The following is a 23,604-nucleotide window of genomic DNA, read 5'->3' on the forward strand; positions in this document are numbered from 1 at the left end:
CCCCTGGCAGCTGACGATCATCGCGTGTTACCAAGAAGCATGTCTGCACACGAGGGACCCGCGACGCACCGCACCTACGACGCCGTGATCGTCGGCGGAGGGCACAACGGCCTGGTCGCCGCCGCCTACCTGGCCCGGGCCGGACGCTCCGTGCTGGTCCTGGAGCGGCTGGAGCACACCGGGGGAGCCGCGGTGTCCACCCGTCCGTTCGCGGGGGTCGACGCTCGGCTGTCGCGCTACTCGTACCTGGTCAGCCTGCTGCCGAAGAAGATCGTCCGGGATCTCGGTCTGGACTTCCGGGTTCGCGCCCGCACCATCTCCTCGTACACACCCGTGGAGCGGGACGGAAGGGCGACCGGACTCCTGGTGGGCGGCGGGGAGCGGCGCACCCGCGAGGCCTTCGCCCGGCTGACCGGCTCCGAGCGGGAGTACGAGGCCTGGCAGCGCTTCTACGGCATGACCGGCCGCGTCGCCGAGCGGGTCTTCCCCACGCTCACCGAGCCCCTGCCGGACCGGGAGGAGCTGCGCCGCCGCGTCGACGACGAGGAAGCCTGGCGGACCCTGTTCGAGGAACCGATCGGCGTGGCCATCGAGGACCGCTTCGCCGACGATTTGGTGCGGGGCGTGGTCCTCACCGACGCCCTGATCGGCACCTTCGCCGACGCCCACGACCCGTCCCTGGCGCAGAACCGTTGCTTCCTCTACCACGTCATCGGCGGCGGTACGGGCGCCTGGGACGTGCCGGTCGGCGGCATGGGCGCGTTGACCGACGCGCTGGCGGGCGCCGCCCGCGACGCGGGTGCCGTCCTCGCCACCGGGCACGAGGCGGTACGGATCGACACGGACGGCCGAACCGCCGAGATCACCTACCGCACGGCCGACGGGGAGGGCACCGTCGCCGCCCGGCACGTCCTGGTGGGTGCCTCCCCGCAGGCCCTCGCCGAGCTGACCGGCGACACGCCGCCCGCTCCCGCCGAGGGCGCTCAGCTCAAGGTCAACATGCTGCTCACGCGGCTGCCGAAGCTGCGGGACGCGTCGGTGGACCCTCGCGAGGCGTTCTCCGGCACCTTCCACATCGCCGAGGGCTACCGGCAGCTCGCCACCGCCCACGCCCAGGCCGCCGCCGGCCGACCGCCCCTCGCGCCCCCCTCCGAGATCTACTGCCACTCGCTCACCGACCCCACGATCCTCGGCCCCGACCTCGTCGAGCGGGGCTACCAGACCCTCACCCTGTTCGGCCTGCACACCCCGGCCCGGCTCTTCGACCGGGACAACGACGCCGTACGCGAGGAACTCCTCAAGTCGACCCTCGCCCAGCTCGACGCCCACCTCGCCGAACCTCTCGCCGACTGCCTCGCCACCGACGCCGACGGCCGCCCCTGCATCGAGGCGAAGACCCCGTTGGACCTGGAGCGCGACCTGCGGCTGCCCGGCGGCAACATCTTCCACCGGGAGCTTTCCTGGCCCTACTCCGTTACGGACAGCGGCCGTTGGGGCGTGGAGACGGGGCACGCGAACGTGCTGCTCTGCGGTGCCGGCGCGGTGCGCGGCGGGGGAGTGAGCGGAGTGCCGGGGCACAACGCGGCGATGGCGGTGCTGGAGGCGACCGGCGAGTGACCGCTTCGGCACGGGACTTCTACGACTCGCTCGCCGCGGACTATCACCGCGTCTTCCCGGACTGGGAGGCGAGCATGGCCCGGCAGGCGGCCGTGCTGGACCCCATGATCCGTCGCGCACTCGGTCCGGGTCCGCACCGGTTGCTGGACTGCGCCTGCGGCATCGGCACCCAGGCGATCGGCCTGGCCCGCGCCGGACACCGGGTGGTCGGCAGCGACCTGAGCCCGGTGGCTGCCGCTCGTGCCGCCGCCGAAGCCACGTCCCGCGGGACGAACCTTCCGGCTGTGGCGGCGGACATGCGTCAACTCCCTTTCAGGACGGCCGCCTTCGATGTCGTTGTCTGTGCCGACAACTCCCTCGCCCACCTGCTGACCGTCCACGACGTGACGGCGGCACTCGGCGCCATGCGGCGTGTCCTGAGGGACGACGGCCTGCTCCTGCTCACCCTCCGCGACTACGACGAGCTGCGCCGCACCCGTCCCGCCTCCTCGCCGCCCCAGGTCTCCCACGGTCCGGACGGCCGGTCGATCACCTTCCAGCTGTGGCACTGGCACGAAGACGGCGAGGGCTACGAACAGGAGTACTTCCAACTGGCACCCGACGGAGCGGGCTGGCAGGTGCGGGTACGGCGGACGACCTCCCGGGCGGCGACCCGGGACGAGGTGGCGGACGCGGCGACCCGGACCGGTTTCACGGACGTCACCTGGCACCCGCCCGAGACCAGCGGCTATTACCAGCCCGTCCTGACGGCGCGCGCGGCGACAGGGCGAAGCGACCACCTGCCGTGACCACCGCGTCTCGCCCGCAGCGGGTGAGGCGGCGGGCCGGTCCACCGGCTCCCATGGGAGGGGCGGAACCTGTGCCCGGGGGCCGACTTCGGCGAGGTGGACATCATGCGACACTGGCGCGCTCTGATCGTTCTGGGGACGGCCCAGTTCCTGATGGTGCTGGACACCTCCGTCATGAACGTCTCCATCAGCCAGCTGGTCAAGGACTTCGACACCGAGGTCACCGCCATCCAGGCGGTCATCACGCTGTACGCCCTGGTCATGGCCGCGTTCATGATCATCGGAGGTCGGCTCGGGGACATGTGGGGCCGCCGCCGCGTGTTCCTGCTCGGCATGACCGTCTACGGCACCGGATCCCTCATCACCGCGCTGGCCCCCACCCTGTGGGTCCTCGCCGTGGGCTGGTCGGTGATCGAGGGACTCGGTGCCGCCATGGTGCTGCCGGCCATGGCGGCCCTGGTCGCGGAGGCGTACCGAGGGCGCGAACGGGCCATCGCCTACGGGGTCGTCGGCGGGCTCGCCGGCGCGGGGATCGCGGTCGGCCCGCTGCTGGGCGGCTGGGTGACGACGTACCTGACCTGGCGGCTGGTCTTCGCCGGCGAGGTCGTGGTCGTCGCCGCCGTCCTGCTCTTCCGCAAGGCCATCGCGGAGGTCCCGCGGAGCGGTCCGCGCCCGCATCTGGATGTCGTCGGAGCCGTGCTCTCGGCGTCCGGTCTCGGCCTGGGCGTGCTCGGCGTGCTCCAGAGCGGCACCTGGGGCTGGGTGCAGCCGCGCAACCCGCCCTTCACCGTGTTCGGCTTCGCGCCGACGCTGTTCGTCATCGGCGCCGGCGTGGCGGTCCTGGGCGTCTTCGTACGCTGGGAGCACCGCAGGGACGCCCGCGGGGCCGACCCCCTGGTCCACCTGGCGCTGTTGCACCGGCCGGCCCTGCGGTCCGGGCTGCTGACGCTGCTCAGCCAGAACCTCATCCTACTGGGCCTGTTCTTCGCCATCCCCCTGTATCTGCAGGTGGTGCAGGGCTTCGACGCGTTCCAGACCGGGCTGCGCCTGCTGCCCGTCTCCATCACCATGCTCGCGTCCTCCACGGTCGCCTCCCGGCTGGGGCGCGTCGTCGGCCCGCGCAGGATGGTCCGGCTGGCACTGCTGACCCTGACCGCGGCGATCATCTGGCTGCTCGTCACGATCGATCCCGTCATCGACGACGCCCAGTTCGCCGGCGCCATGGCCGTGCTGGGCATCGGCATGGGGCTGCTCGCCTCGCAGCTGGGCAACGTCGTGCAGTCCAGCGCCGGTGAGGAGGAGCGCAGCGAGGTCGGCGGGCTGCAGTTCACGGCCCAGAACCTGGGCTCGGCGCTGGGCACCGCGCTCATCGGCTCGCTGCTCGTCGGCGCGCTGGCCCACGCCTTCACCACCCAGGTGGAGAACAACCCGCAGCTGTCGGACCAGACCCGTCACGAGACGAGCGTGGCCCTCGAGTCCGGCATCAGCTTCGTCTCCACCGACCAGGTGCGTACGGCGGCCGATCGCGCCGGACTGCCACCCGGCGAGGTCGACGCGCTCACGGACTCCTACGCCTCCGCCCAGCTCCAGGGGTTGAAGGCGGCGATCCTCGCCGCGGGCGGCATCACCCTCGCGAGCTTCCTGGTCACCCCGGGCCTGCCGGGCGCCCCGGCCTCGCGGGCCCGGCAGCCGAAGTCAGGGGCGGCGGCGCAGGCCGTCGGCGGCGCGAGCTGAGAAGGGAGCGGCCGTCATGTCCCGCACCGACCGGATCACGCCGGGGGCCCGGAGCGTGGAGCACCGGGCCGCCTCCGACTACACGGGCGGCGTCTACGGCTCCATGCTCGCCGCGTCCGTGGTGGTCGGGGCGGCCACGCAGGACTCGTTCCCGCGCCCGGAACTGGTGCTGCTGCTGTTGCTGACCGGCCTGGTGTTCTGGATCGCGCATGTGCACGCCCAGCTGTTCGGCGCCCGGCTGGCCCGGCAGGCCCTGGACCGCCGGGTCGTCCTGCGGGTCTGCCGGGAGGAGTGGCCGATCGTCAAGGCGGCGGTGCCGCCGGCCGCGGCGGTGGCGGTCAGCCCGCTGCTGGGCCTGGACATTCAGGGCGCGCTCTGGCTGGCGCTCTGCGTCGCCGTCGCGGGTCAGATCGGCTGGTCGATGGCGGCGGCCCGGCGCGCCGGGGCCGGCTGGCCGCTGGTGACCGCGACCGCCGTGGTCAACCTGGTGCTCGGTCTGCTGATCATCACACTCAAGATCTTTCTGACGCACTGAACGCACAGAGGGAGGCCGGCTCATGCAGCGCTACGAGATCCGCATCGACGGTCAGCTGTCGACGACCCTGACCGCGGCCTTCCCCGAACTCGATCACGTGGTGATGTCGGGTCAGACGGTGCTGTTCGGCCCGGTCGTTGACGAGGCCCAGCTGTACGGGCTGCTGATCCGCTGCCGGTCACTCGGGCTGCGGGTGGTCGAGATGTGTCAGGTGCCCGAGTGACCGGCTTCGGGGTCAGAGTGTCTTGGCGGTGACTCTGCCGGAGTCCACGGCGACCCGGAGCGCCGCGTAGTCCCGCTCGTTCTGGTCGGCGTAGGCCTGGGCGAACCCCACGAGCGCGCGGTCGAAGCCGTCGCCGGAGCCCAGGTAGGCGCCGATCGCGATGGGATCGCCGGAGCGGGCGTGGGCCCGGGCCAGCGAGGCCCCGCACACCTGAGCGAACAGGTTCAGCATGTCCGGCTCCATGGTCTCGGGCCGGGCGATGCCCTTCCAGTCCCGCAGCTGTCGTACGTAGAAGTCCCGCTCCTGGCCGTCGAGGCCGACGACGTGGGTGTAGCCGAGGAAGATGTCGCTGGTCGTCTGGATGAGCCGCTGCCCGGTCACCACCCGACGGCCCTGGTTGTCGAACCCCTCGCCGCCCGCGTGGGCCGCGAGGACCGACTCCTGCGCCTCCTTGGCCTGCAGCAGCAGGGGATCGTCGTCGTCGCGGCCGAGCAGCAGCAGGATCCAGCACCGGGTGCCGACGCTGCCGACGCCCACCACCTTGCGGGCCAGGTCGACCAGCCGGTAGTGGCGCAGAAGGTGCCGGCGCTCCGAGGACAGCGTGGGCGCGTAGTCCTCCACCAGGGTGTGCAGCTCCTTCTCACGCCCTTCCTCGCCCGGCTCCGTCTGCAGGTCCGCGAACGGAGTGATCAGCGGCGGGTCCGGGGCGATGCGCCGGCCCTCGGGGGTGTCATGCGTGAGTTTGGCGAAGGCCTGCATATGGGTGCGGGTGCGGGCCTGCTCCGCCGCGTGCGCGGTACGGCGGCGCTCCTTCTTGTCCATCGAGGAGGCCATCAGTCCGCGAAGCTTGTCCACGTCGTCCAGGGCGTACCAGATGTCGAGGGTGCGCATGCCGGCGAACTCCCGCATCCGCTCCCGGTAGGCGCGCACGCAGACCCGGACGGCACGATCCTGCTCCGCGGTCGGGAAGCCGTTGGCGCGGGCCGCGATCACGAAGCTGGCCGCGAGGCGCTTGACGTCCCACTCGAAGGGGCCGGGATGCGTCTCGTCGAAGTCGTTGATGTCGAACACCAGGTGCCGTTCCGGAGAGGCCAGCATCCGGAAGTTCAGCAGATGGGCGTCCCCGCACAGCTGCACGCGCAGCCCGCTGTGGGGCAGTGCGCCCAGGTCGGTCGCCATGATGGCGGCGGCGCCGCGGTAGAAGCGGAACGGCGACTCGAGCATCCGGCTGTAGCGGATCGGCACGAGCTCGGGCACCCGTGTGGCGGACTGACGCTCTATCACGGCGATCGGGTCCGGCCGCTCCGGCCCGGGGTCGAACCGGCCGTGGCTCGAACGCGGCAGACGGCCGCGCTCGCTCTTGCCGTAGGAGACCCTGTCCGGCACCGACAGGGTGGACGTGAACGGGCTGTGTGCGGACATGGTGACACCTCCGAAACGGGTTCTCACCCCACCTCACCGCCGCACCCGCGCACAGGGATCACCCGCGAGGGGTGACCCGGCGACCGGTGGCGGGCGGGACGCTGGCCGGGTGGGAGTCCCGCGCGCACGGCCCCGCAGGCGGCCCGTCGCGGCCCACCCGATCACGCGAGGAGGCGCCATGACCATGTCGCGTGACCCGGCACCCCGTACCGCACCCGAGTACCCGCCCGGCGACCAGGCGCCGCCCGCGCCGCCCGGCGACCCGGCGGACGTCCTCGCGGGTCTCGGCGGATCGTGGACCTGGATCCTCGCCTCGGCGATCGCCACTGTGGTGCCCGGCGTCATCGTCCTGGTCTGGCCGGACGAGACACTGCACGTCCTCGCGGTGCTGATCGGGCTGTACCTGCTGGTGGGCGGGGTGTTCCGGTTCGTCACAGCCTTTTCCCGCCGCGAGCACGGCGAACGCCTGCCCGCCCTGCTGGTGGCCGTGCTGTTCGTGCTGGCGGGTGTGCTGTGCCTGCGCCACCCGCTGCAGACCGTCGCCACGCTGTCCCTGATCGTCGGGGCGGTCTGGCTGGTCGGCGGCATCCTGACGGCGTACACCGCGCTGACCGCCCGGGACCTCCCGCATCGCGGCTTCGTCCTGGGCGCCGCGGCGCTCGCCTGCGTCGCCGGAGTCCTGGTACTGGCCACGCCCACCGACTCGGCCCGCGCCCTGACCCGGCTGCTCGGAGTGTGGCTGGTCCTGCTCGGCGTGGCCGAACTCGCCCTCGCCCTGGCCTGGCGAAGCGCCCTGCGCAGGGCCCTGACGGCGAACCGGGGCGGGCCCGCCGTACCTGACTGACAACGGGCGGGGGCTTGCGGGCCGGTCTCATCGTCCCGGGAGCCCCCGCTGCATACGACAGGGGGGGACCCATGGGTACCGACAAGGTCTCCGCACCACATGCCGACCACGGCGCCGCGCACGGCGCTCACGTCCTGACCGCCGACGAGCACGCCGAGTTCCAGCGGCTGCGCCGAGCGGCCACCGTTCGCCACCGGCATCTCCGCCACGCCGTGGCCACGGTCCTGCTGGTGCTGACCATGCTGCTCACACCGTTGGCCCTGGTGGCGGCCTGGGTCCACGACGAGGTCGCCGACACCGCCCGCTACGTCCGGACGGTGGCGCCCCTCGCCTCCGACCCGGCGGTGCAGGACATCCTCATCGACCGACTGACCCGTCGTGTCGTGTCCAACCTCGACGTCGACGCCCTCACGGCGTCGCTCACCACGGCCCTGCGCAAGTCGGGAGCCCCACCCCGTGTCGTCGAGGGCTCCACGGCACTGGCCGGCCCGCTGCGCTCCGCGGTCACGGGCGTCGTCCACCGCAACGTGAGCCGGGTGATCACCAGTGACGCCTTCCGGCAGGCCTGGGAGGGCTCCAACCGCCGTGCCCACGCCGCCGTCGTGCGCATGCTGACCGGCGACAGGAGCGGTGCGCTGCGTGCCGAGGGCGACACCGTCCAGCTCGACCTGGGCCCAGTGGTCGACCAGGTACGGCAGCGGCTGGTCGCCGCCGGTTTCGAGAAGGCCGCCGCCATCCCGGACAGCGACCGGACGATCACCCTGTTCCGCACCGAGCGGCTCGGCAGGGCCCAGGACGGCATGCGGCTGTTGGACGTCCTGGGCACCTGGCTGCCCGTACTGACCCTGGTCGCGGCCGCCTGCGCCGTGTGGGCCGCTCCGGCGCACCGGCTGATGCTGCTGATCACGGCCTCGGGCATCGGCGTGATGACGGTGGTGCTGCTCGTCGCGCTGGCCGTCCTCCGACGCGTCTACCTCGACACGGTCCCCTCGGACACCCTGCCCACCGACGCCGCCGCGGCGATCTACGACACCTTCGTCCGCTTCCTGCGCGACAGCACCCGGACGCTTCTGGTCGTCGCCGTGATCACGGCGCTCGCCGCCTACCTGTACGGTCCTGGCCGGGTCGCCCGCCGGTTGCGGGGGCTGGCCCGGCGCGGCACCACCGCCACCGGCCGGGCGCTGGGCCGGACCGGAGTGCGCACGGGCGGCACGGGACGGTGGCTGGACATCCACGGGAAGTGGATCAGTGGCCTGGCGATCGGTGCCGGAGCCGTGGCCCTGGTGCTGTGGAACCACCCCACGGTCGGCGGGGTGATCCTCGTGCTCGGCCTCGTGCTGGCCGTCCTTTTCGCCGTGCAGGTCGCCGCCTGCGCCGGGGCTCCGGCGGCTGATGCGCCCTCCGGACTCACCCGCCCGGGGTGATGCCCCGCGGGGTTGCCGTGCCCACGCTGAAAGCAGACGGACGGGCTGCCGGGCCCGTGCCCGGGACGGAGGAGAGACATGAACGCGCAGACGTACCTCGCGTACGACTATCCGCTGCTGAGCGTCTTCTGGTCCATGCTGTGGTTCTTCCTGTGGATCATGTGGTTCATCCTGCTCTTCCGGGTCGTCGTCGACATCTTCCGCGACCACGAGATGAGCGGCTGGGGCAAGGCCGGCTGGCTGGTGTTCGTCATCGTCCTGCCCTTCCTGGGTGTCTTCGTCTACGTGATCGCCCGCGGCAAGAACATGGGGCACCGGGAGATCGCTCAGGCGCGCGCACAGCAGGAGGCCTTCGACAGCTATGTACGCGAGACGGCCAGGAGCGGCGGCGGGTCCAGCAGCGTCGACGATCTCGCCAAGCTCTCCGAGATGCGCTCGCGCGGCGACATCACGGACGACGACTACCGCCGGGCCAAGGAACTGGTTCTCAGTGGTTCAGGCGCCTCCGACCGCGCGGGTGGCGTCGGCTCCTCCGCGAACCACCTCTGAGGCGCACCGGACGACAGGAATCGAGGCAGCGCCATGACCGCGACACACCCGGCACACGCACACGCCACCAGGCAGGCCTGGGCCGGCGGGCTGATGACCTTCGGGGCCGTGATGCTCATGATCGCCTCGGACGACATCTTCGTCAACACCCGCAACTACGTCTTCCAGTTCGACCTCACCGGCTGGGGCTGGATCCACCTGATCCTGGGCGCCGTCGGCGTGCTCGTGAGCTTCGGGCTGTTCCAGGCCATGACGTGGGCGCGGGTCGCCGGGGTAGGGATCGCCGCTCTCATCATCATCGCCAACTTCCTCTCGCTGCCGTACTACCCGGTGTGGTCGGTCGTGATGATCGCGATGTCGGGGTTCATCATCTGGGCCCTGTGCGTGGTCCGGCGGGACGACGAGTCCTTCGACCCGTTCGAGCGCCCGGGGCACGACATCTGACGATCCGTCGGCAGCGGGACCCGGCGCCGGCGCCCCCCAAGGGGTCCGGCGCCGGAGAAATCTGATGGAGCGTCAGAAAAAGTCTTCCGTCGGCCGGAGGACTGCGGCATCCTGCGCCCATGCAGACGGAGCTGAGCAACACACTGGGAGTCGAGCACGCCATTTTCGGCTTCACGCCGTTCCCCGCCGTCGCCGCGGCCATCAGCCGGGCCGGCGGTTTCGGTGTGCTCGGCGCGGTCCGCTACACCGCCCCCGACGACCTCAAACGCGACCTCGACTGGATCGAGGCCCATGTCGACGGCAAGCCCTACGGCCTCGACGTCGTCATGCCCGCCAAGAAGGTGGAGGGCGTCACCGAGGCCGACGTCGAGGCGATGATCCCCGAGGGGCACCGCCAGTTCGTCAAGGACACCCTCGCCAAGTACGGCGTGCCCGAACTGGCCGAGGGGGAGGCGTCCGGGTGGCGCATCACCGGGTGGATGGAGCAGGTCGCCCGCACCCAGCTCGACGTCGCCTTCGACTATCCGATACGGCTGCTCGCCAACGCCCTCGGCTCCCCGCCCGCCGACGTCGTCGCCCGCGCCCACGAGCACGACGTCCTCGTCGCCGCCCTCGCGGGCAGCGCCCGGCACGCGGTCAAGCACAAGGAGGGCGGCATCGACATCGTCGTCGCCCAGGGCTACGAGGCCGGCGGCCACACCGGCGAGATCGCCTCCATGGTGCTCACCCCCGAGGTGGTCGAGGCCGTCGACCCGCTCCCCGTGCTGGCCGCCGGCGGCATCGGCAGCGGACAGCAGGTCGCCGCCGCGCTCGCCCTCGGCGCCCAGGGCGTATGGCTCGGTTCCCTCTGGCTGACCTGCACGGAGGCCGACATGTCCTCGCCCGCGGTGACCAGGAAACTGCTCGCCGCCGGCTCCGGCGACACCGTCCGTTCCCGCGCCCTGACCGGCAAACCGGCCCGGCAGCTGCGCACGGAGTGGACCGACGCCTGGGACGACCCGAACGGCCCCGGCACCCTCCCCATGCCCCTGCAGGGCCTGCTCGTCGCCGAGGCCCTCACCCGCATCCAGAAGTACGAGGTCGCGCCCTTGCTCGGCACGCCCGTCGGGCAGATCGTCGGCCGGATGACGAGCGAACGCAGTGTCCAGGCCGTCTTCGACGACCTCACCCGCGGATTCGAGAAAGCCGTCGACCGCGTCAACCGCATCGCCGGAAGGAGCGGCAAGTGACCAGCACGCCCCCCGCCGGATTCTGGGCCCAGGCCACCCACGACCCCGACCGCACGGTGCTGATCGCACCCGACGGCGAGGAGTGGACCGCCGGACGCCTGCACGCCGCCACCAACCGGCTCGTCCACGGCCTGCGCGCCGCCGGTCTCGAACGCGGGGACGCCTTCGCGGTCGTCCTCCCGAACGGCCCCGAGTTCTTCACCGCGTACCTGGCCGCCAGCCAGGCGGGCCTCTACCTGGTCCCGGTCAACCATCATTTCGTCGGTCCGGAGATCGGCTGGATCGTCGCCGACTCGGGTGCCAAGGTGCTCATCTCCCACGAGCGTTTCGCCGCCCCCGCCCGCCACGCGGCCGACGAGGCCGGCCTGCCGGCGACCCACCGCTACGCCGTCGGCACGGTCGAGGGCTTCCGGCCCTACGCCGAACTCCTCGAGGGCCGGCCGGAGTCGGCGCCCTCCGACCGCGAGCTCGGCTGGGTCATGAACTACACCTCGGGCACCACCGGCCGCCCCCGCGGCATCCGCCGCCCGCTGCCCGGCAAGCGTCCCGAGGAGGCGTATCTCGGCGGTTTCCTCGGCATCTTCGGCATCAAACCGTTCGACGACAACGTCCACCTGGTCTGCTCGCCGCTCTACCACACGGCGGTACTGCAGTTCGCGGGCGCGTCGCTGCACATCGGGCACCGCCTCGTCCTGATGGACAAGTGGACGCCCGAGGAGATGCTCCGTCTGATCGACACCCACCAGTGCACCCACACGCACATGGTCCCCACCCAGTTCCACCGCCTGCTCGCCCTGCCGGAGCCGGTCAGGCGGTCCTACGACGTCTCGTCCATGCGGCACGCCATCCACGGCGCGGCCCCCTGCCCGGACCACGTCAAGCGGGCCATGATCGACTGGTGGGGCGACTCGGTCGAGGAGTACTACGCGGCCAGCGAGGGCGGCGGCGCCTTCGCCACCGCCGAGGACTGGCTGAAGAAGCCCGGCACGGTCGGCAAGGCCTGGCCGATCAGCGAACTCGCCGTCTTCGACGACGACGGCAACCGGCTGCCGCCGGGCGAACTCGGCACCGTCTACATGAAGATGAACACCGGCGGCTTCGCCTACCACAAGGACGAGGCCAAGACGAAGAAGAACCGCATCGGCGACTTCTTCACCGTCGGCGACCTCGGCTACCTCGACGAGGACGGCTACCTCTTCCTCCGCGACCGCAAGATCGACATGATCATCTCCGGTGGCGTCAACATCTACCCCGCGGAGATCGAGTCGGCCCTGCTCGCCCACCCGGCCGTCGCCGACGCCGCCGTCTTCGGCATCCCGCACGACGACTGGGGCGAGGAGGTCAAGGCGGTCGTGGAACCGGCCCCGGGCCATGAACCCGGACCGGACCTCGCCGCCGACCTCCTCGCCCACTGCGCCGGACAACTCGCCGGCTACAAACGGCCCAGGAGCGTCGACTTCATCGCCGAGATGCCCCGCGACCCCAACGGCAAGCTGTACAAGCGACGGCTGCGGGACCCCTACTGGGAGGGCCGCACCCGTCCGGTGTGAGCTGCCGTCACGACCGGACCCGGATCACCCTGAGGACCGGCGAGGACCGGATGTCCTTCTCGCAGAAGCGGGCGGTCACCCACTTCTCGCCCGAGAACAGCCGGGTCTGGTCGCTGTAGTGCGGCGAGTCGGGATTCTCGGACTGGGCGTACGTCAGCAGGGTGCGGGCCACCGGGCAGCCGCTGCCGTCCCAGCCGACGGCCTGGATGTGGCTGGAGCCGGTCGTCACCTCCGTGTAGCCGCCCCGCGCCGCGTTCCACAGCGGCTCGATCTTGTTCCACACACCCAGCCTCTCCGTACCGCCCGGGACGGGGATGCGCCTGCCGTTGCGCACCACGAACTGGTGCTCCCCGAGCGGGGAGTCGAGCGGGATGCCCGCAGCCCGGAGTTCGCCGACCGTGTCCGCGAGGGCCGTGGTGAAGCCGGGCGCGGCGGTGTTGAGCGTGTTCGGTGTGTGGACCGGGTCGGCCGCCGAGAACGGCACCTTCCAGAACTGGGCCGCCAGCACCGTGGCCGTCAGCCTGCGCCAGAAGCGGTCGAAGAGCAGGGCGCCCCGGCTGTCGGTGTTCATGGTCCGGTCCCAGGCCGCGAGCGCCCCGCAGGCCTCGGTGACGTCAACCGCCTTGCCGTCACTGGCCGTTGCCATGCCGCCGGGCAGCGCGGCACACGCCTTCGCGGTGTCGGCCGCCGCCAGCTCGCCCGCGGGCGCCCGATTGGCGAACTCCTGCCGCTGCAGGTCCCCGACCGTGAGCCCGCCCCGCTTCGCCAGCGCCGCCACGTCCTCGATCGCACCCCGTGTCCGCAGTTGGCGCTGAGTGCCGATGTCCCCGAAGACGCGCTCGTATCCCGTGAGGGGGTGATCGGGGTTCGTCAGCCAGGGGCTGCCGTTGGAGTTCTCCGCGTAGGGGGCGTCCAGAAGCGTCGGCATCCGGGAAGGCCCGAAGGTGCCGGGCTGCACGGCGTCCTTGTCACTGCCGGGCGCACAGTCGCCCCGCGAGCCGTCGAGGACCGCCAGGCCCGCCTGCGCGTAGGTGACCTTGCCGAGGTCCGTGGAGCAGCGCGCCGCGAGGTCGTCGGTGATGCGGGGCAGGATCTGCGACTGGGTGTAGAGGGAGTGCCCCGAGGAGTCCGCGGCGATGGTGTTCACCCACGGCAGCCCCTGGTGCCGGTCGAGGGAGGTGAGGATGTCCGCCGTGTCGCGTGCCTTGCCGAAGCCCAGCGAGGTGTCGGCGAACCGCAGGTTGGCGGCGTTGGGATCGTTGAGCGCGTAGGCAGTCGTGGCCGTCCAGGGCAGCGGCGGATCGCCCTGCGGGTCGGCGACGACGGGGCCGTAGCGGGTCCACCACTGGGTGCGGGTCACGGGGGCGCCGTCCTTGACCGCCACCGTGACGATCCGCCTGGTCATCCGCTCCGGCTTGCCGTCGAGCAGATAGACGGTGGGGTCGGCCGGGTCGAGCGTCAGCCGGGTGAGGTTGAACGGAACCCCGGTCGCGACGGTGTGGCTCCACGCCACCCGGGAGTTGTAGCCGATGGAAACGGTCGGCGAGCCCAGTAGCGAGGCCCCGGCGACGTTCAGCTCGCCCGGGATGGTCTGCTGCACCTGCCAGAAGCGGCGCCCGCCGTGCCACGGGTAGTGCGGGTTGCCCAGCAGCAGACCCCGTCCGTTCGCCGTGGTGGCACCGCTGAAGGCGACGGCGTTCGACCCCATGTCCGAGTCGGCGGTCCGGTCGCGCACGACCCTGATCAGGGCCTGGGCGTCGAGGGTGGCTTCGGTGCCGGTGCCGGTGCCGGTGCCGGTGCCGGTGGGCGGCTGTGCGCCGGTGATCTCGTCCACGGCGCCGCCCTGGCCGCCGAGCACCGAGATGGCGTAGAAGCGGGCGGCCACGTCCGTGGTCGTGACCGGCCGCACCCAGGCGGCACCGCGGCACGCCGGGTCATTGATCGGGTTCTGGGCCAGCCAGGCGTTGTACCCGGCGGCGAAGCCCCGCATCAGGTCCTTGGCGTCCTTGCTCGGGCCCAGCGGTGCCGGTTCGGCGAGCAGCTTCTCCACCGTGCGGGACTCCCGCACGCCACGGAAGTACAGGTCACTGGAGAGGTTGTCGGCGGCCGACGAGAGCGAGAAGTCGGTCGCCGCGTCCGGCCCGAAGTAGCGCGAGCGCTCGCCGCGCACGGTCACGAAGCCGTCGGCGAGCGTGCACACCTGGTCGGCGGCCTGCGCCCAGCCGGTGCCGAAGCCGAGATCCGGGTAGTCCTCGGCGACGATGTGGGGAATGCCGTACTCGGTGTAGCGGATCACGGCGGACAGTCCGCCGCGTGCCGGATCCTCCTGGCGGGCCTGCCGGTCGGCCGCGGCGGCCGGCAGCGCGGTGGATGCGGTGAGCAGGGCTAACGCCGCGATGAGCAGTCGTCTCGGGCGGATGCGCAAGGGTGTCTCCCAACGTCATCGGGGGAAGGTGCGATTGACCGTACGAACGTGCTTGACCTGCCCCGGCCACGGGCCGAGGATCATGAGTCATGACGCAGGGACACGGCAGCACGGTTGACGGGGTGCTGCGGCGCAGCGCCCGGCGCACCCCCGCGCGGGTCGCGGTGGAGTACGGCGAGCGGTCATGGACGTACGGCGAACTCGACGAGGCCGTCTCCCGCGCGGCGAGCGTCCTGCTCGGCGAGGGGCTGGAGCGGGGCGACCGGGTCGGCGCCTACGGCCACAACTCCGACGCCTACCTGATCGCCTTCCTCGCCTGCGCCCGCGCGGGCCTTGTCCATGTCCCGGTCAACCAGAACCTGACCGGCGACGATCTCGCCTACATCGTCGGCCAGTCGGGCAGCTCGCTCGTCCTCGCCGACCCCGACCTCGCGGACCGACTCGCGGGCGACGTCCGGACCCTGCCGCTGCGCGACACCGACGACTCCCTGCTCGCCCGGCTCTCGACCGCCCCCGCGTACGACGGCCCGGAACCGCGCACCGAGGACCTGGCGCAGCTGCTGTACACCTCCGGTACGACCGCCCTGCCCAAGGGCGCGATGATGACGCACCGCGCGCTGGTCCACGAGTACCTCAGCGCCATCACCGCCCTGGACCTGTCCGCCGGTGACCGACCCGCGCACTCCCTGCCGCTCTACCACTCGGCGCAGATGCATGTGTTCCTGCTGCCGTACATCGCCGTCGGCGCCACCAACATCATCCTCGACGCGCCCGACGGCGACCGCCTCTTCGACCTGATCGAAGCGGGCCGCGTGGACAGCCTGTTCGCGCCGCCGACGGTCTGGATCGGTCTGTCCAACCGCCCCGACTTCGCCACTCGGGACCTGAGCGGCCTCCGCAAGGCGTACTACGGCGCCTCGATCATGCCCGTACCCGTCCTGGAGCGGCTGCGCGAACGGCTGCCGAAGCTCGGCTTCTTCAACTGCTTCGGCCAGAGCGAGATCGGCCCCCTGGCCACCGTCCTCGCCCCCGACGAGCACAAGGGCCGCATGGACTCCTGCGGCCGGCCCGTGCTCTTCGTCGACGCCCGTGTGGTCGACGAGGACGGCAAGGACGTCCCCGACGGCACCCCCGGTGAAATCGTCTACCGCTCCCCGCAGTTGTGCGAGGGCTACTGGGACAAGCCGGAGGAGACCGCGGAGGCCTTCCGGGACGGCTGGTTCCACTCCGGCGACCTCGCGGTACGCGATGCGCACGGCTACTACACGATCGTCGACCGGGTCAAGGACGTCATCAACTCGGGTGGCGTCCTGGTCGCTTCACGCCAGGTCGAGGACGCCCTCTACACCCATGAGGCGGTCGCCGAGGTCGCCGTGATCGGCCTGCCCGACGAGCGGTGGGTCGAGGCCGTCACGGCGGTCGTCGTACCGCGCGGCGAGGTCACCGAGGAAGAGCTCATCGCCCACACCCGCGAGCAGTTGTCGCACTTCAAGGCCCCGAAGCGGGTGGTGTTCGTCGACGAACTCCCGCGCAACGCCAGCGGGAAGATCCTGAAGCGGGAGCTGCGGGACGGCCTCGGCGCATGACGCGGCGCGGCCTGGGTACCCGAGGCGCCCCTTCCCGGGCACGTGATGCGATGCACAGGAAAGACCCGTTTCGTACCCGGCACGGCCGCCAGTAGCATGGCTCCTGTTTACGGCAGGAGGACACAGACCAGGCATGCGTTGCTGCTTCCCCGCTCCTCTCGCCGCCCTCGCCGGAGTCCCCGGCCCCTGTGAGGTGCTGCGTTCCGGAGCGCTCCTCGCCCCGGCGCTGCTGCGCGCCGTCTCCGCCGCCCGCACCCGACTGCCGCACCACCACCCGATCGCCGCCGTCCATCTGGAACTGGTCACCCTGATCGAGGACCGCGCGATCATCACCTGGTACACCGGCCTGCCGGGCACCGACGACGGCTTCGGGCACATGCTGCCCGCCCTCACCGAGGGCGAGGTCGTCTACGGCACCCATCCCGGCCGGCTCGACCGGGTCGCCGGCGAGGACCTGCCCACGGCCCACCACCACGTGGAACTCACCGGCCTGGAGCCCGGGCAGACGTACTACTACCAGGCCCGCTCCAGGGGCGTGGCCGCCCGGCCCACCGCCCTGCACCTGATCCGCGGCAACGCCGCCGGCACCTCCCTGCACGGCCTGGGCTCGCACGGCGGCCCGTACTCCTTCACCACGCCCCTGCCCCCGCCCGGCCGGCATCTGATCTCCCTCGCGCTCTGCAACGACCTGCACCTCGGCGAGACCACCGCCGGGCTCGTCGGCGGCATCCCCTTCATGCGCGGAATCTCCCAGCAGCCGGGGCTCGCGCCCTACCCGGAGCTCATGACCCGGGCCCTGGTGCAGGAGGCCCGCAGACGAGGGGCCGACGTGCTGCTGGCCGCGGGCGACATCTCGGCCGGCGGCTCGGCCGCCGATCTTGCGCGGGCCAGAGGCATCCTGGACGGCTTCGGGACGCACGGACGGGACTACTTCGTCGTCCGGGGCAATCACGACCGGCCCGGAGCGGTCGAGGAGTCCGACGGCGACACCTTCCGCCACGGCTTCGGCCGGCCGGACGAGCCGGGGTACTTCGAGCGCGACCTGGGCGGGCTGCGCATCATCGGGCTCGACACCTACGAGAAGCGCGGCAACGGCGCCGACTCCGGCGGGCTCGGCGCCGAGCAACTGGCCTGGTTCCGCAGCCGGTTGCGCGAACAGCGGGAACAGCCCACCGTCGTCTTCGGCCACCATCCGCTGACCGTACGGGACTCGCTCTTCCCCGTCGGCGCGGGCCAGCGCCTGGGCCGACGCCAGGCCCGGGCCATCCTGGAGGCCTATGCCGCCACCCCGGGCGTCTTCCTCCACCACGCCGGCCACACCCACCGCAACAAGCGCACCGTGCTGCCCCAGGCGCCGCACGTGGCCCTGCAGGAGGTCGGCGCCGCCAAGGAGTACCCCGGCGGCTTCAGCCTGCTGCGCGTCCACTCCGGCGGCTACGCCCTCAACTTCTTCAAGGCGCGCGGCGCCGAGGCCCTGGAGTGGGGCGAGCGCAGTCGGCGCATGGCCGGGGGCCTGTGGCCGCACCACGCGCTCGGCCGCTCCGTCACCGACCGCAACAGCGTGGTCTACCGCGACCTGTCCGGGATCACCCGGCCGACCCTGGCGCCCTTGGCCGCGACCGGCTCGACGGGTTGACAGGAGTCCCCGTCAGCCCGGGGAGCGGGTCGCGGGCCAGCGAGGGTCTCCGCCGTGCGCGGGGAGTGGGTCGCGGGCTGGCGAGGGTCTCCGCCGTACCGGGGGAGTGGGTCGCGGGTCGGTGAGGGTCTCCGCCGTACCGGGGGAGTGGGTCGCGGGTCGGTGAGGGTCTCCGCCGTGCCCGGGGGAGTGGGTCGCGGGTCGGTGAGGGTCTCCGCCGTACCGGGGGAGTGGGTCGCGCGTCGGTGAGGGTCTCCGCCGTGCCTGGTGAGCGGGCGCTGGCTGAGAGGAGCCCTGCGCCGTGCCTGGCGAGCGGGTCGCGTGTTGACAGGGACCCCCGTCCCACCGTCACGCGCGCCGCAGGTCGACGATCCGGCGGATCTTGCCCACCGACCGTTCCAGTGACTCCGGTTCGACGATCTCGACGGCCACCGAGACACCGATGCCGTCCTTCACGGCCGCCGCGATGGCCCGCGCGGCCGCGTCACGGACCTCCGGTGCGGCATCCGGGCGGCCCTCGGCCCGTACCGTGAGCGCGTCCAGACGTCCCTCACGGGTCAGCCGCAGCTGGAAGTGGGGCGCCACGCCCGGCGTGCGCAGCACGATCTCCTCGATCTGCGTCGGGAAGAGGTTCACCCCGCGCAGGATCACCATGTCGTCACTGCGCCCGGTGACCTTCTCCATGCGCCGGAACACCCGCGCCGTCCCCGGCAGCAGCCGGGTCAGATCGCGCGTGCGGTACCGCACGACGGGCATGGCCTCCTTGGTCAGCGAGGTGAAGACCAGCTCGCCCTCCTCGCCGTCCGGCAGCACCTCACCCGTGATCGGGTCGACGATCTCCGGATAGAAGTGGTCCTCCCAGATGTGCAGGCCGTCCTTGGTCTCCACGCACTCCTGCGCGACACCCGGGCCGATCACCTCCGACAGGCCGTATATGTCGACGGCGTCGATCGCGAATCGCTCCTCGATCTCCCGCCGCATCTCCTCGGTCCACGGCTCGGCGCCGAACACGCCCACCCGCAGCGAGGTGGAACGCGGATCGACGCCCTGTCGCTCGAACTCGTCGAGCAGCGTCAGCATGTACGACGGCGTCACCATGATGATCCGCGGTTCCAGGTCCTGGATCAGCTGCACCTGACGGGCCGTCATGCCACCGGACGCGGGGACGACCGTACAGCCGAGCCGTTCGGCGCCGTAGTGCGCGCCCAGCCCGCCGGTGAACAGGCCGTATCCGTACGCCACATGGACCGTGTCGCCCGCTCGGCCGCCCGCGGCGCGGATCGAGCGGGCCACCATGTCGGCCCACAGGGAGAGATCGTTGTCCGTGTAGCCGACGATGGTCGGGCGGCCGGTGGTGCCGCTGGAGGCGTGGATGCGGCGGACGCGGTTCCGGGGCACGGCGAACATGCCGTACGGGTAGTTCTCGCGCAGGTCGGCCTTCGTGGTGAACGGGAAGCGGGCGAGGTCGGCCAGGGACCGGCAGTCGTCCGGGTGGACGCCGGCCTTGTCGAAGGACTCCCCGTAGAAGGCCACGTGCTCGTAGGCGTGCCGCAGCGAGGCCCGCAGCCGCTCCAACTGCAGCGTCCGCAATGCCCCGGCGTCCAGCCTTTCCCCCGCGTCCAGCAGCTCCGTCGCATCCGCCATGGGGACTTCTCCCTAACCAACCGCATCAATCCGGACGACCGATCATTCGGTCGAGGTGTTCGGGATCAGTAATTCAGGCCGTCCAGGCGCAGGCAAGACGTCCGGCCGCATTTTCTGGAACTCCGTTGCGGCGTCGTTCCGCCGCCGGTGAAGATCGGCGCATGCCGACCTTCACCGCCGCCGACGGGACCGAGCTCGCCTACCACCTGCGAGGCGAGGGCGCCCCGCTCGTCGTCCTGCCCGGCGGCCCCATGCAGGCCTCCGCCTACCTCGGCGACCTGGGCGGTCTCTCCGCACACCGCCGCCTGGTCCGGCTCGACCTGCGCGGCACGGGCGACTCCGCGACACCGGCCGATCCGGGCTCGTACCGCTGCGACCGGCTCGTGGCCGACGTGGAGGCCCTGCGCGCGCACCTGGGACTGGATCGGATGGACGTCCTCGCCCACTCGGCGGGCGGCAGCCTCGCGATGCTGTACGCGGCCCGGTATCCGGAGCGGGTGGCGAGGCTGGTGCTGGTGACCGCCATTCCGTGGGCGCTGGGCATGCCGGCGACCGCCGAGCAGCGGCTGGCGGCGGCACGGCTGAGGAGCGGCGAGCCGTGGTTCCCGGAGGCGTTCCCGGCCCTCGAGCGGTGGCTGGCGGGACGGTCCGACTACGACCCCGCATGCGCGCCCTTCTTCCACGGCCGCTGGGACGACACGGCTCGGCGGCACGAGGCGCGCGCGGAGGAGCAGTTCAACGACGAGGCGTGCGAGAGGTACGGGTCGGACGGCGCCTACGACCCACCCGCCACCCGTGCCGCACTCGCCCGCGTCACCGCTCCGGTCCTCGTCCTCGCCGGAGAACTGGACGGCGGCCCACGCCCCGAACTGGCCCGTGCCGCCGCCGACGCGTTCCCGAACGCCGACTTCACCGTCCAGTCCGGCGCGGGGCACTACCCGTGGCTGGACGACCCCGACTGGTTCGCCGGCCGGGTCACGCGTTTCCTGGACGGTCGGGGAGTGCCCGCACCGCCGGTTGCCCGGCCGGAAGCAGACTCCCTGACTCAGTGACGCCGCTGCGCCCAGGCCGTTGCGCGGCGGCGGCGCAGCAGAACATGACCGGCGGCGAGCCCCACCCCGAGCACGGTCAGCCCGACTCCGCCCGCCACCTCGAAGCCGGCGGGCCCCTGGCTGCCGCCGACACCGCCGTTGACGCCTCGCGTGGGCAGCAGCGTGGAGGGGACGGTGGTGGCACTTCGGCGCGGCAGGTCCTCACAGGCGATGCCGTCGTTGTCCGCGTCCAGGCGGTCGGGGTCGCTGGGATCGCGGTTGAACTCCGCCTGGGCGTCCTCCTGGGTGGCGAAGTCACTGCAGTTGAGGTTGTTCTGCGCGTGGGCGGCCACGGCGGTCGGGCCGGTGGTCACGAGGATCGTCAGCGCGGCGGTGGTGAGCGCGCGTATGCCTGTGTTCATGGCGGGTCCCTTCGGGCGCGGTGACCTCCGTCACCGTGATCCGACCCTAGGGACCCCGCCTCGCAAGGGCGCGTCCTGCTACGCCGTCCGGAGGCTTCCGGCCCGGGGTGTCACCCGCCGTTCGGGCCGTACGCCGCCATGAAGCGGTCGCGGAACGTGTCCATGGTCCACTCGGGGGCGTTGGGCGCGGGCTTGAGGCCGTCCGTCCAGCCCCAGTTCGCGACGCGGTCGAGCACCTTGGGGTCGCGGGCGACGATGGTGACCGGGACGTCCCTGTTGGCGGTGCCGCGGGTGACCGTCGGGACCGGCTGGTGGTCGCCGAGGAAGACGAGGACGGTGTTGTCGTCGCCGTAGCGCTGCATCCACTCGGTCAGGCTGTCCAGGGAGTACTGGATCGCCTTGCGGTACTCGGTCCGTACGCGCGACGCGCTCTTCCAGACCTCCGTGGGGTTCGTGCCCTCCTTCTTGATCTTGTAGAAGATCTTGCCGTCCCCGAGGTCCTTCCAGTCGATCATGTGGGCGATGGGCGACCAGGGGTTGTGGCTGGAGGCCAGGATGATCTCCGCCATGATGGGGTCGCGGTTCTTCTTGCCGTGCTCCAGCTTTTGGAAGGCCTCCAGGCTGAACTGGTCCGGCACCGGCGTCCAGCTGAAGTACGGGCCCTGGTAGCCCAGGTGCGTGGAGTCGTAGATGTGATCGAGGCCGAAGTACTTGCCCTCCGGCCAGGACTTGCGCACACCCGGCACGATGCCGACCGTGCGCCAGGCGCCGGTCTTCTGGAAGTAGCGGGTCAGGGTCGCGCGGTCGCTGGTGGTCAGCGTCCGGTACCGCTCCTGGTTCTTGATCCACAGCCCGGACAGGAACGTCGAGTGCGCGAGCCAGCTGCCGGCGCCCGTGACGGGCGACCGCAGCCAGCCACTCCGGGAGGCGAAGCCGGCCGCCTTGAGCCTGGCGTCACCCTGCTTGAGGGTTGCGTCGATCTCCGGTGCCATCGCCGGATCGTCGATGGCCACCCGCCCGTAGCTCTCGATGAAGGTGAACATCACGTCCTTGCCGCGCAGCCCGGTCAGCAGCTGGTCGGACGGGGTGTTGGCGTACTTGTCGACGTGGAGCTGCTTCGCGAAGACCTTCGCGTCTCCCAGTCCGTCGCTGACGGACTGCATGCGGTGGGCGAGGAACTGGCTGTAGCCCTTCGTCGCGAACGGAACGCTGCCGAACTCCACGCTCAACGTGAAACAGGTGATCCACACGGTGCCGAGGACGAGCGTGGTGCCGACGGCCGTGGAGCGGTGCCGGCCCATCGTGTCCGACAGCCGCAGCACCGCGAGCGCGCTCAGCACGAGCACGACGATGAACAGGACGATCACGCCGATCACCGCGAGCACCTCGCCCGAGCGGCCGAAGGAGTCCTTCACCCAGTCCGCGCCGTCGCTGAGCAGGGTCCAGTCGAAGACCAGGTCGAACGGCCGGGCGAGGGTCTGGTAGAAGCCCATGTCGATGAACTTCAGCACGGTGGTCAGACCGAGGAACGCGCCCGCCACGACGGCCCCGACGCGCCGCGCCTTCGCGGGCAGGGCGAGCAGCACGATCGCGAGGAGGATCGGCTCGACGGGGAGACGGATGACCGACTGGAGGGTGATCCGGTCGAGCCTGTCCGGCACGAGATCCGCGACGATCACGAACACACCGGCCAACACGGTCGTCCCCACCCGCACGACCCCCGCGGCACGGGGGTAACGCCGCCGCCACCCGAACCAGCCGGGGCGGGAGCCGGGGGAGGAGGCTGCCAGGTCAGCGTCGGGGGCGGTCACGTCTGGGGCGGAGGTGGCAGTCGTCTCGGTGGGAGGACCGTCGTCGGCCGCGGTGGCGATTTCAACCGCGGCGGCGGAGACGGATTCGTCGCTCGGCTCGGCGTGGGGTTCGTCGCCGGTCACGGCGGCCGACGCGGCGGTCGTCCCGCCGGTGGACTTCTCAGGTATGGCGGCGCTGGTGGGGGTCGTGGGCGGGACGGCGGCGGCCTTGGTGGACGGCGCTTCTCCGTCCTCTGCCGGGTCTGCCGTTTCCTCCGCTGCGTCATCCGTCCGCGGCTCGGCGTCTTCCCTCGCCGTCTCCGTCTCCGCGTCCGCTGCGGGCGCGTCGTCCGTCGAGTCGGACACCCGTTCGTCCCTCGTTCGTGCGTCGGCTACGGCACCCGGCTCCGGGCCGGTCGCCGTCGGGGCGGTCGAGGCCTCCTCCGCCGGGTCCGGTGCCGTGGGATCGGCAGTCGGCAGTTGGCGAGGGGGCGTGAGGTGCGACACCCGAGGGTCCTTCCATGCGGAGCGCGGTGATGACACGGCGGACCGGACCTGCAGGCCAGGGCCACCAACCTCGCGTACGGCCCCACGTAACCCCGCGTTCAACCACCCGGGTCAACCGCGCGCAAAGACTACGCCCGCCCACGACGACCCCGTTGCCCCGCCCCCGGATCACCCCCGCGAACCGGTCACCACACGGTGCCCTGC

19 protein-coding genes are annotated in these 23,604 nt (G+C 71.8%); 14 read left to right on the plus strand and 5 right to left on the minus strand.

What is annotated here, in order from left to right:
- Positions 1-39: 39 nt before the first annotated feature.
- The 5 genes from ABZ453_RS31840 to ABZ453_RS31860 all read left to right on the plus strand — a co-directional run bounded on the left by ABZ453_RS31840 (position 40) and on the right by ABZ453_RS31860 (position 4,897).
- The gene (locus ABZ453_RS31840) at positions 40-1,617 is read left to right on the plus strand and encodes an NAD(P)/FAD-dependent oxidoreductase (protein WP_359020305.1); all 1,578 of its coding nucleotides are present in this window, start codon (positions 40-42) and stop codon (positions 1,615-1,617) included.
- Positions 1,614-2,405: a class I SAM-dependent methyltransferase gene (locus ABZ453_RS31845; protein ID WP_359020307.1), complete on the plus strand. Its 792-nt coding sequence runs from the start codon at positions 1,614-1,616 to the stop codon at positions 2,403-2,405. The genes ABZ453_RS31840 and ABZ453_RS31845 overlap by 4 nt, the downstream gene beginning before the upstream one ends.
- Positions 2,406-2,510: 105 nt before the next feature.
- Positions 2,511-4,139 carry an MFS transporter gene (locus ABZ453_RS31850; protein WP_359020309.1) on the plus strand — a complete coding sequence of 543 codons (1,629 nt, stop codon included), beginning with the start codon at positions 2,511-2,513 and terminating at the stop codon, positions 4,137-4,139.
- A 16-nt stretch (positions 4,140-4,155) separates the two neighbouring features.
- Positions 4,156-4,674, plus strand: a complete 519-nt coding sequence (locus tag ABZ453_RS31855; RefSeq protein ID WP_359020311.1) for a hypothetical protein — start codon at positions 4,156-4,158, stop codon at positions 4,672-4,674.
- A 22-nt stretch (positions 4,675-4,696) separates the two neighbouring features.
- Entirely contained in the window at positions 4,697-4,897 is a 201-nt protein-coding gene (locus tag ABZ453_RS31860; RefSeq protein WP_359020313.1) for a hypothetical protein, read from the plus strand.
- Between the two features lie 12 nt (positions 4,898-4,909).
- Here the strand turns inward: ABZ453_RS31860 and ABZ453_RS31865 are convergent, their stop codons facing one another.
- Positions 4,910-6,319 carry a DUF2252 domain-containing protein gene (locus ABZ453_RS31865; RefSeq protein WP_359020315.1) on the minus strand — a complete coding sequence of 470 codons (1,410 nt, stop codon included), beginning with the start codon at positions 6,317-6,319 and terminating at the stop codon, positions 4,910-4,912.
- A 178-nt stretch (positions 6,320-6,497) separates the two neighbouring features.
- On the opposite strand from ABZ453_RS31865, the gene ABZ453_RS31870 reads away from it, so the two are divergent.
- From ABZ453_RS31870 to ABZ453_RS31895, 6 genes are all read left to right on the plus strand, one after another.
- Positions 6,498-7,163 (plus strand): HdeD family acid-resistance protein, encoded by a 666-nt coding sequence (locus ABZ453_RS31870; RefSeq protein ID WP_359020317.1) that lies wholly within the window; start codon positions 6,498-6,500, stop codon positions 7,161-7,163.
- Between the two features lie 71 nt (positions 7,164-7,234).
- Positions 7,235-8,587: a hypothetical protein gene (locus ABZ453_RS31875; RefSeq protein WP_359020319.1), complete on the plus strand. Its 1,353-nt coding sequence runs from the start codon at positions 7,235-7,237 to the stop codon at positions 8,585-8,587.
- Positions 8,588-8,665: 78 nt separating this feature from the next.
- On the plus strand, positions 8,666-9,136 hold the full coding sequence (locus ABZ453_RS31880; RefSeq protein WP_359020321.1) for a PLD nuclease N-terminal domain-containing protein: 471 nt from the start codon (positions 8,666-8,668) through the stop codon (positions 9,134-9,136).
- A 33-nt stretch (positions 9,137-9,169) separates the two neighbouring features.
- Entirely contained in the window at positions 9,170-9,580 is a 411-nt protein-coding gene (locus tag ABZ453_RS31885; protein ID WP_359020323.1) for a hypothetical protein, read from the plus strand.
- A gap of 119 nt (positions 9,581-9,699) precedes the next feature.
- Positions 9,700-10,809: a nitronate monooxygenase family protein gene (locus ABZ453_RS31890; RefSeq protein ID WP_133048440.1), complete on the plus strand. Its 1,110-nt coding sequence runs from the start codon at positions 9,700-9,702 to the stop codon at positions 10,807-10,809.
- Positions 10,806-12,359 carry an acyl-CoA synthetase gene (locus ABZ453_RS31895; RefSeq protein ID WP_359020326.1) on the plus strand — a complete coding sequence of 518 codons (1,554 nt, stop codon included), beginning with the start codon at positions 10,806-10,808 and terminating at the stop codon, positions 12,357-12,359. The genes ABZ453_RS31890 and ABZ453_RS31895 overlap by 4 nt, the downstream gene beginning before the upstream one ends.
- A gap of 7 nt (positions 12,360-12,366) precedes the next feature.
- Here ABZ453_RS31895 and ABZ453_RS31900 read toward each other — a convergent pair whose 3' ends face one another.
- Positions 12,367-14,784: a penicillin acylase family protein gene (locus ABZ453_RS31900; RefSeq protein ID WP_359020328.1), complete on the minus strand. Its 2,418-nt coding sequence runs from the start codon at positions 14,782-14,784 to the stop codon at positions 12,367-12,369.
- A gap of 89 nt (positions 14,785-14,873) precedes the next feature.
- On the opposite strand from ABZ453_RS31900, the gene ABZ453_RS31905 reads away from it, so the two are divergent.
- On the plus strand, positions 14,874-16,370 hold the full coding sequence (locus ABZ453_RS31905; RefSeq protein WP_359020330.1) for an acyl-CoA synthetase: 1,497 nt from the start codon (positions 14,874-14,876) through the stop codon (positions 16,368-16,370).
- A 133-nt stretch (positions 16,371-16,503) separates the two neighbouring features.
- Positions 16,504-18,006: a metallophosphoesterase family protein gene (locus tag ABZ453_RS31910; RefSeq protein WP_359020332.1), complete on the plus strand. Its 1,503-nt coding sequence runs from the start codon at positions 16,504-16,506 to the stop codon at positions 18,004-18,006.
- A 348-nt stretch (positions 18,007-18,354) separates the two neighbouring features.
- Here ABZ453_RS31910 and paaK read toward each other — a convergent pair whose 3' ends face one another.
- Positions 18,355-19,650, minus strand: coding sequence for a phenylacetate--CoA ligase PaaK (paaK, locus tag ABZ453_RS31915; RefSeq protein WP_359020334.1), 1,296 nt, complete (start codon positions 19,648-19,650; stop codon positions 18,355-18,357).
- 161 nt (positions 19,651-19,811) lie between these two features.
- Between paaK and ABZ453_RS31920 the strand changes: the two genes are divergently transcribed.
- Complete coding sequence (locus ABZ453_RS31920) at positions 19,812-20,702, plus strand: alpha/beta hydrolase (RefSeq protein ID WP_359020336.1); 891 nt, start codon at positions 19,812-19,814, stop codon at positions 20,700-20,702.
- Here the strand turns inward: ABZ453_RS31920 and ABZ453_RS31925 are convergent.
- Together ABZ453_RS31925 and ABZ453_RS31930 are read right to left on the minus strand one after the other, a co-directional pair.
- Complete coding sequence (locus ABZ453_RS31925; RefSeq protein ID WP_359020338.1) at positions 20,696-21,103, minus strand: excalibur calcium-binding domain-containing protein; 408 nt, start codon at positions 21,101-21,103, stop codon at positions 20,696-20,698. The genes ABZ453_RS31920 and ABZ453_RS31925 overlap by 7 nt on opposite strands.
- Positions 21,104-21,213: 110 nt before the next feature.
- Entirely contained in the window at positions 21,214-23,400 is a 2,187-nt protein-coding gene (locus tag ABZ453_RS31930) for a sulfatase (protein ID WP_359020340.1), read from the minus strand.
- Positions 23,401-23,604: the final 204 nt, after the last annotated feature.

This window comes from Streptomyces sp. NPDC005799 (assembly GCF_040630525.1).
Classification (GTDB): domain Bacteria; phylum Actinomycetota; class Actinomycetes; order Streptomycetales; family Streptomycetaceae; genus Streptomyces; species Streptomyces griseorubiginosus_B.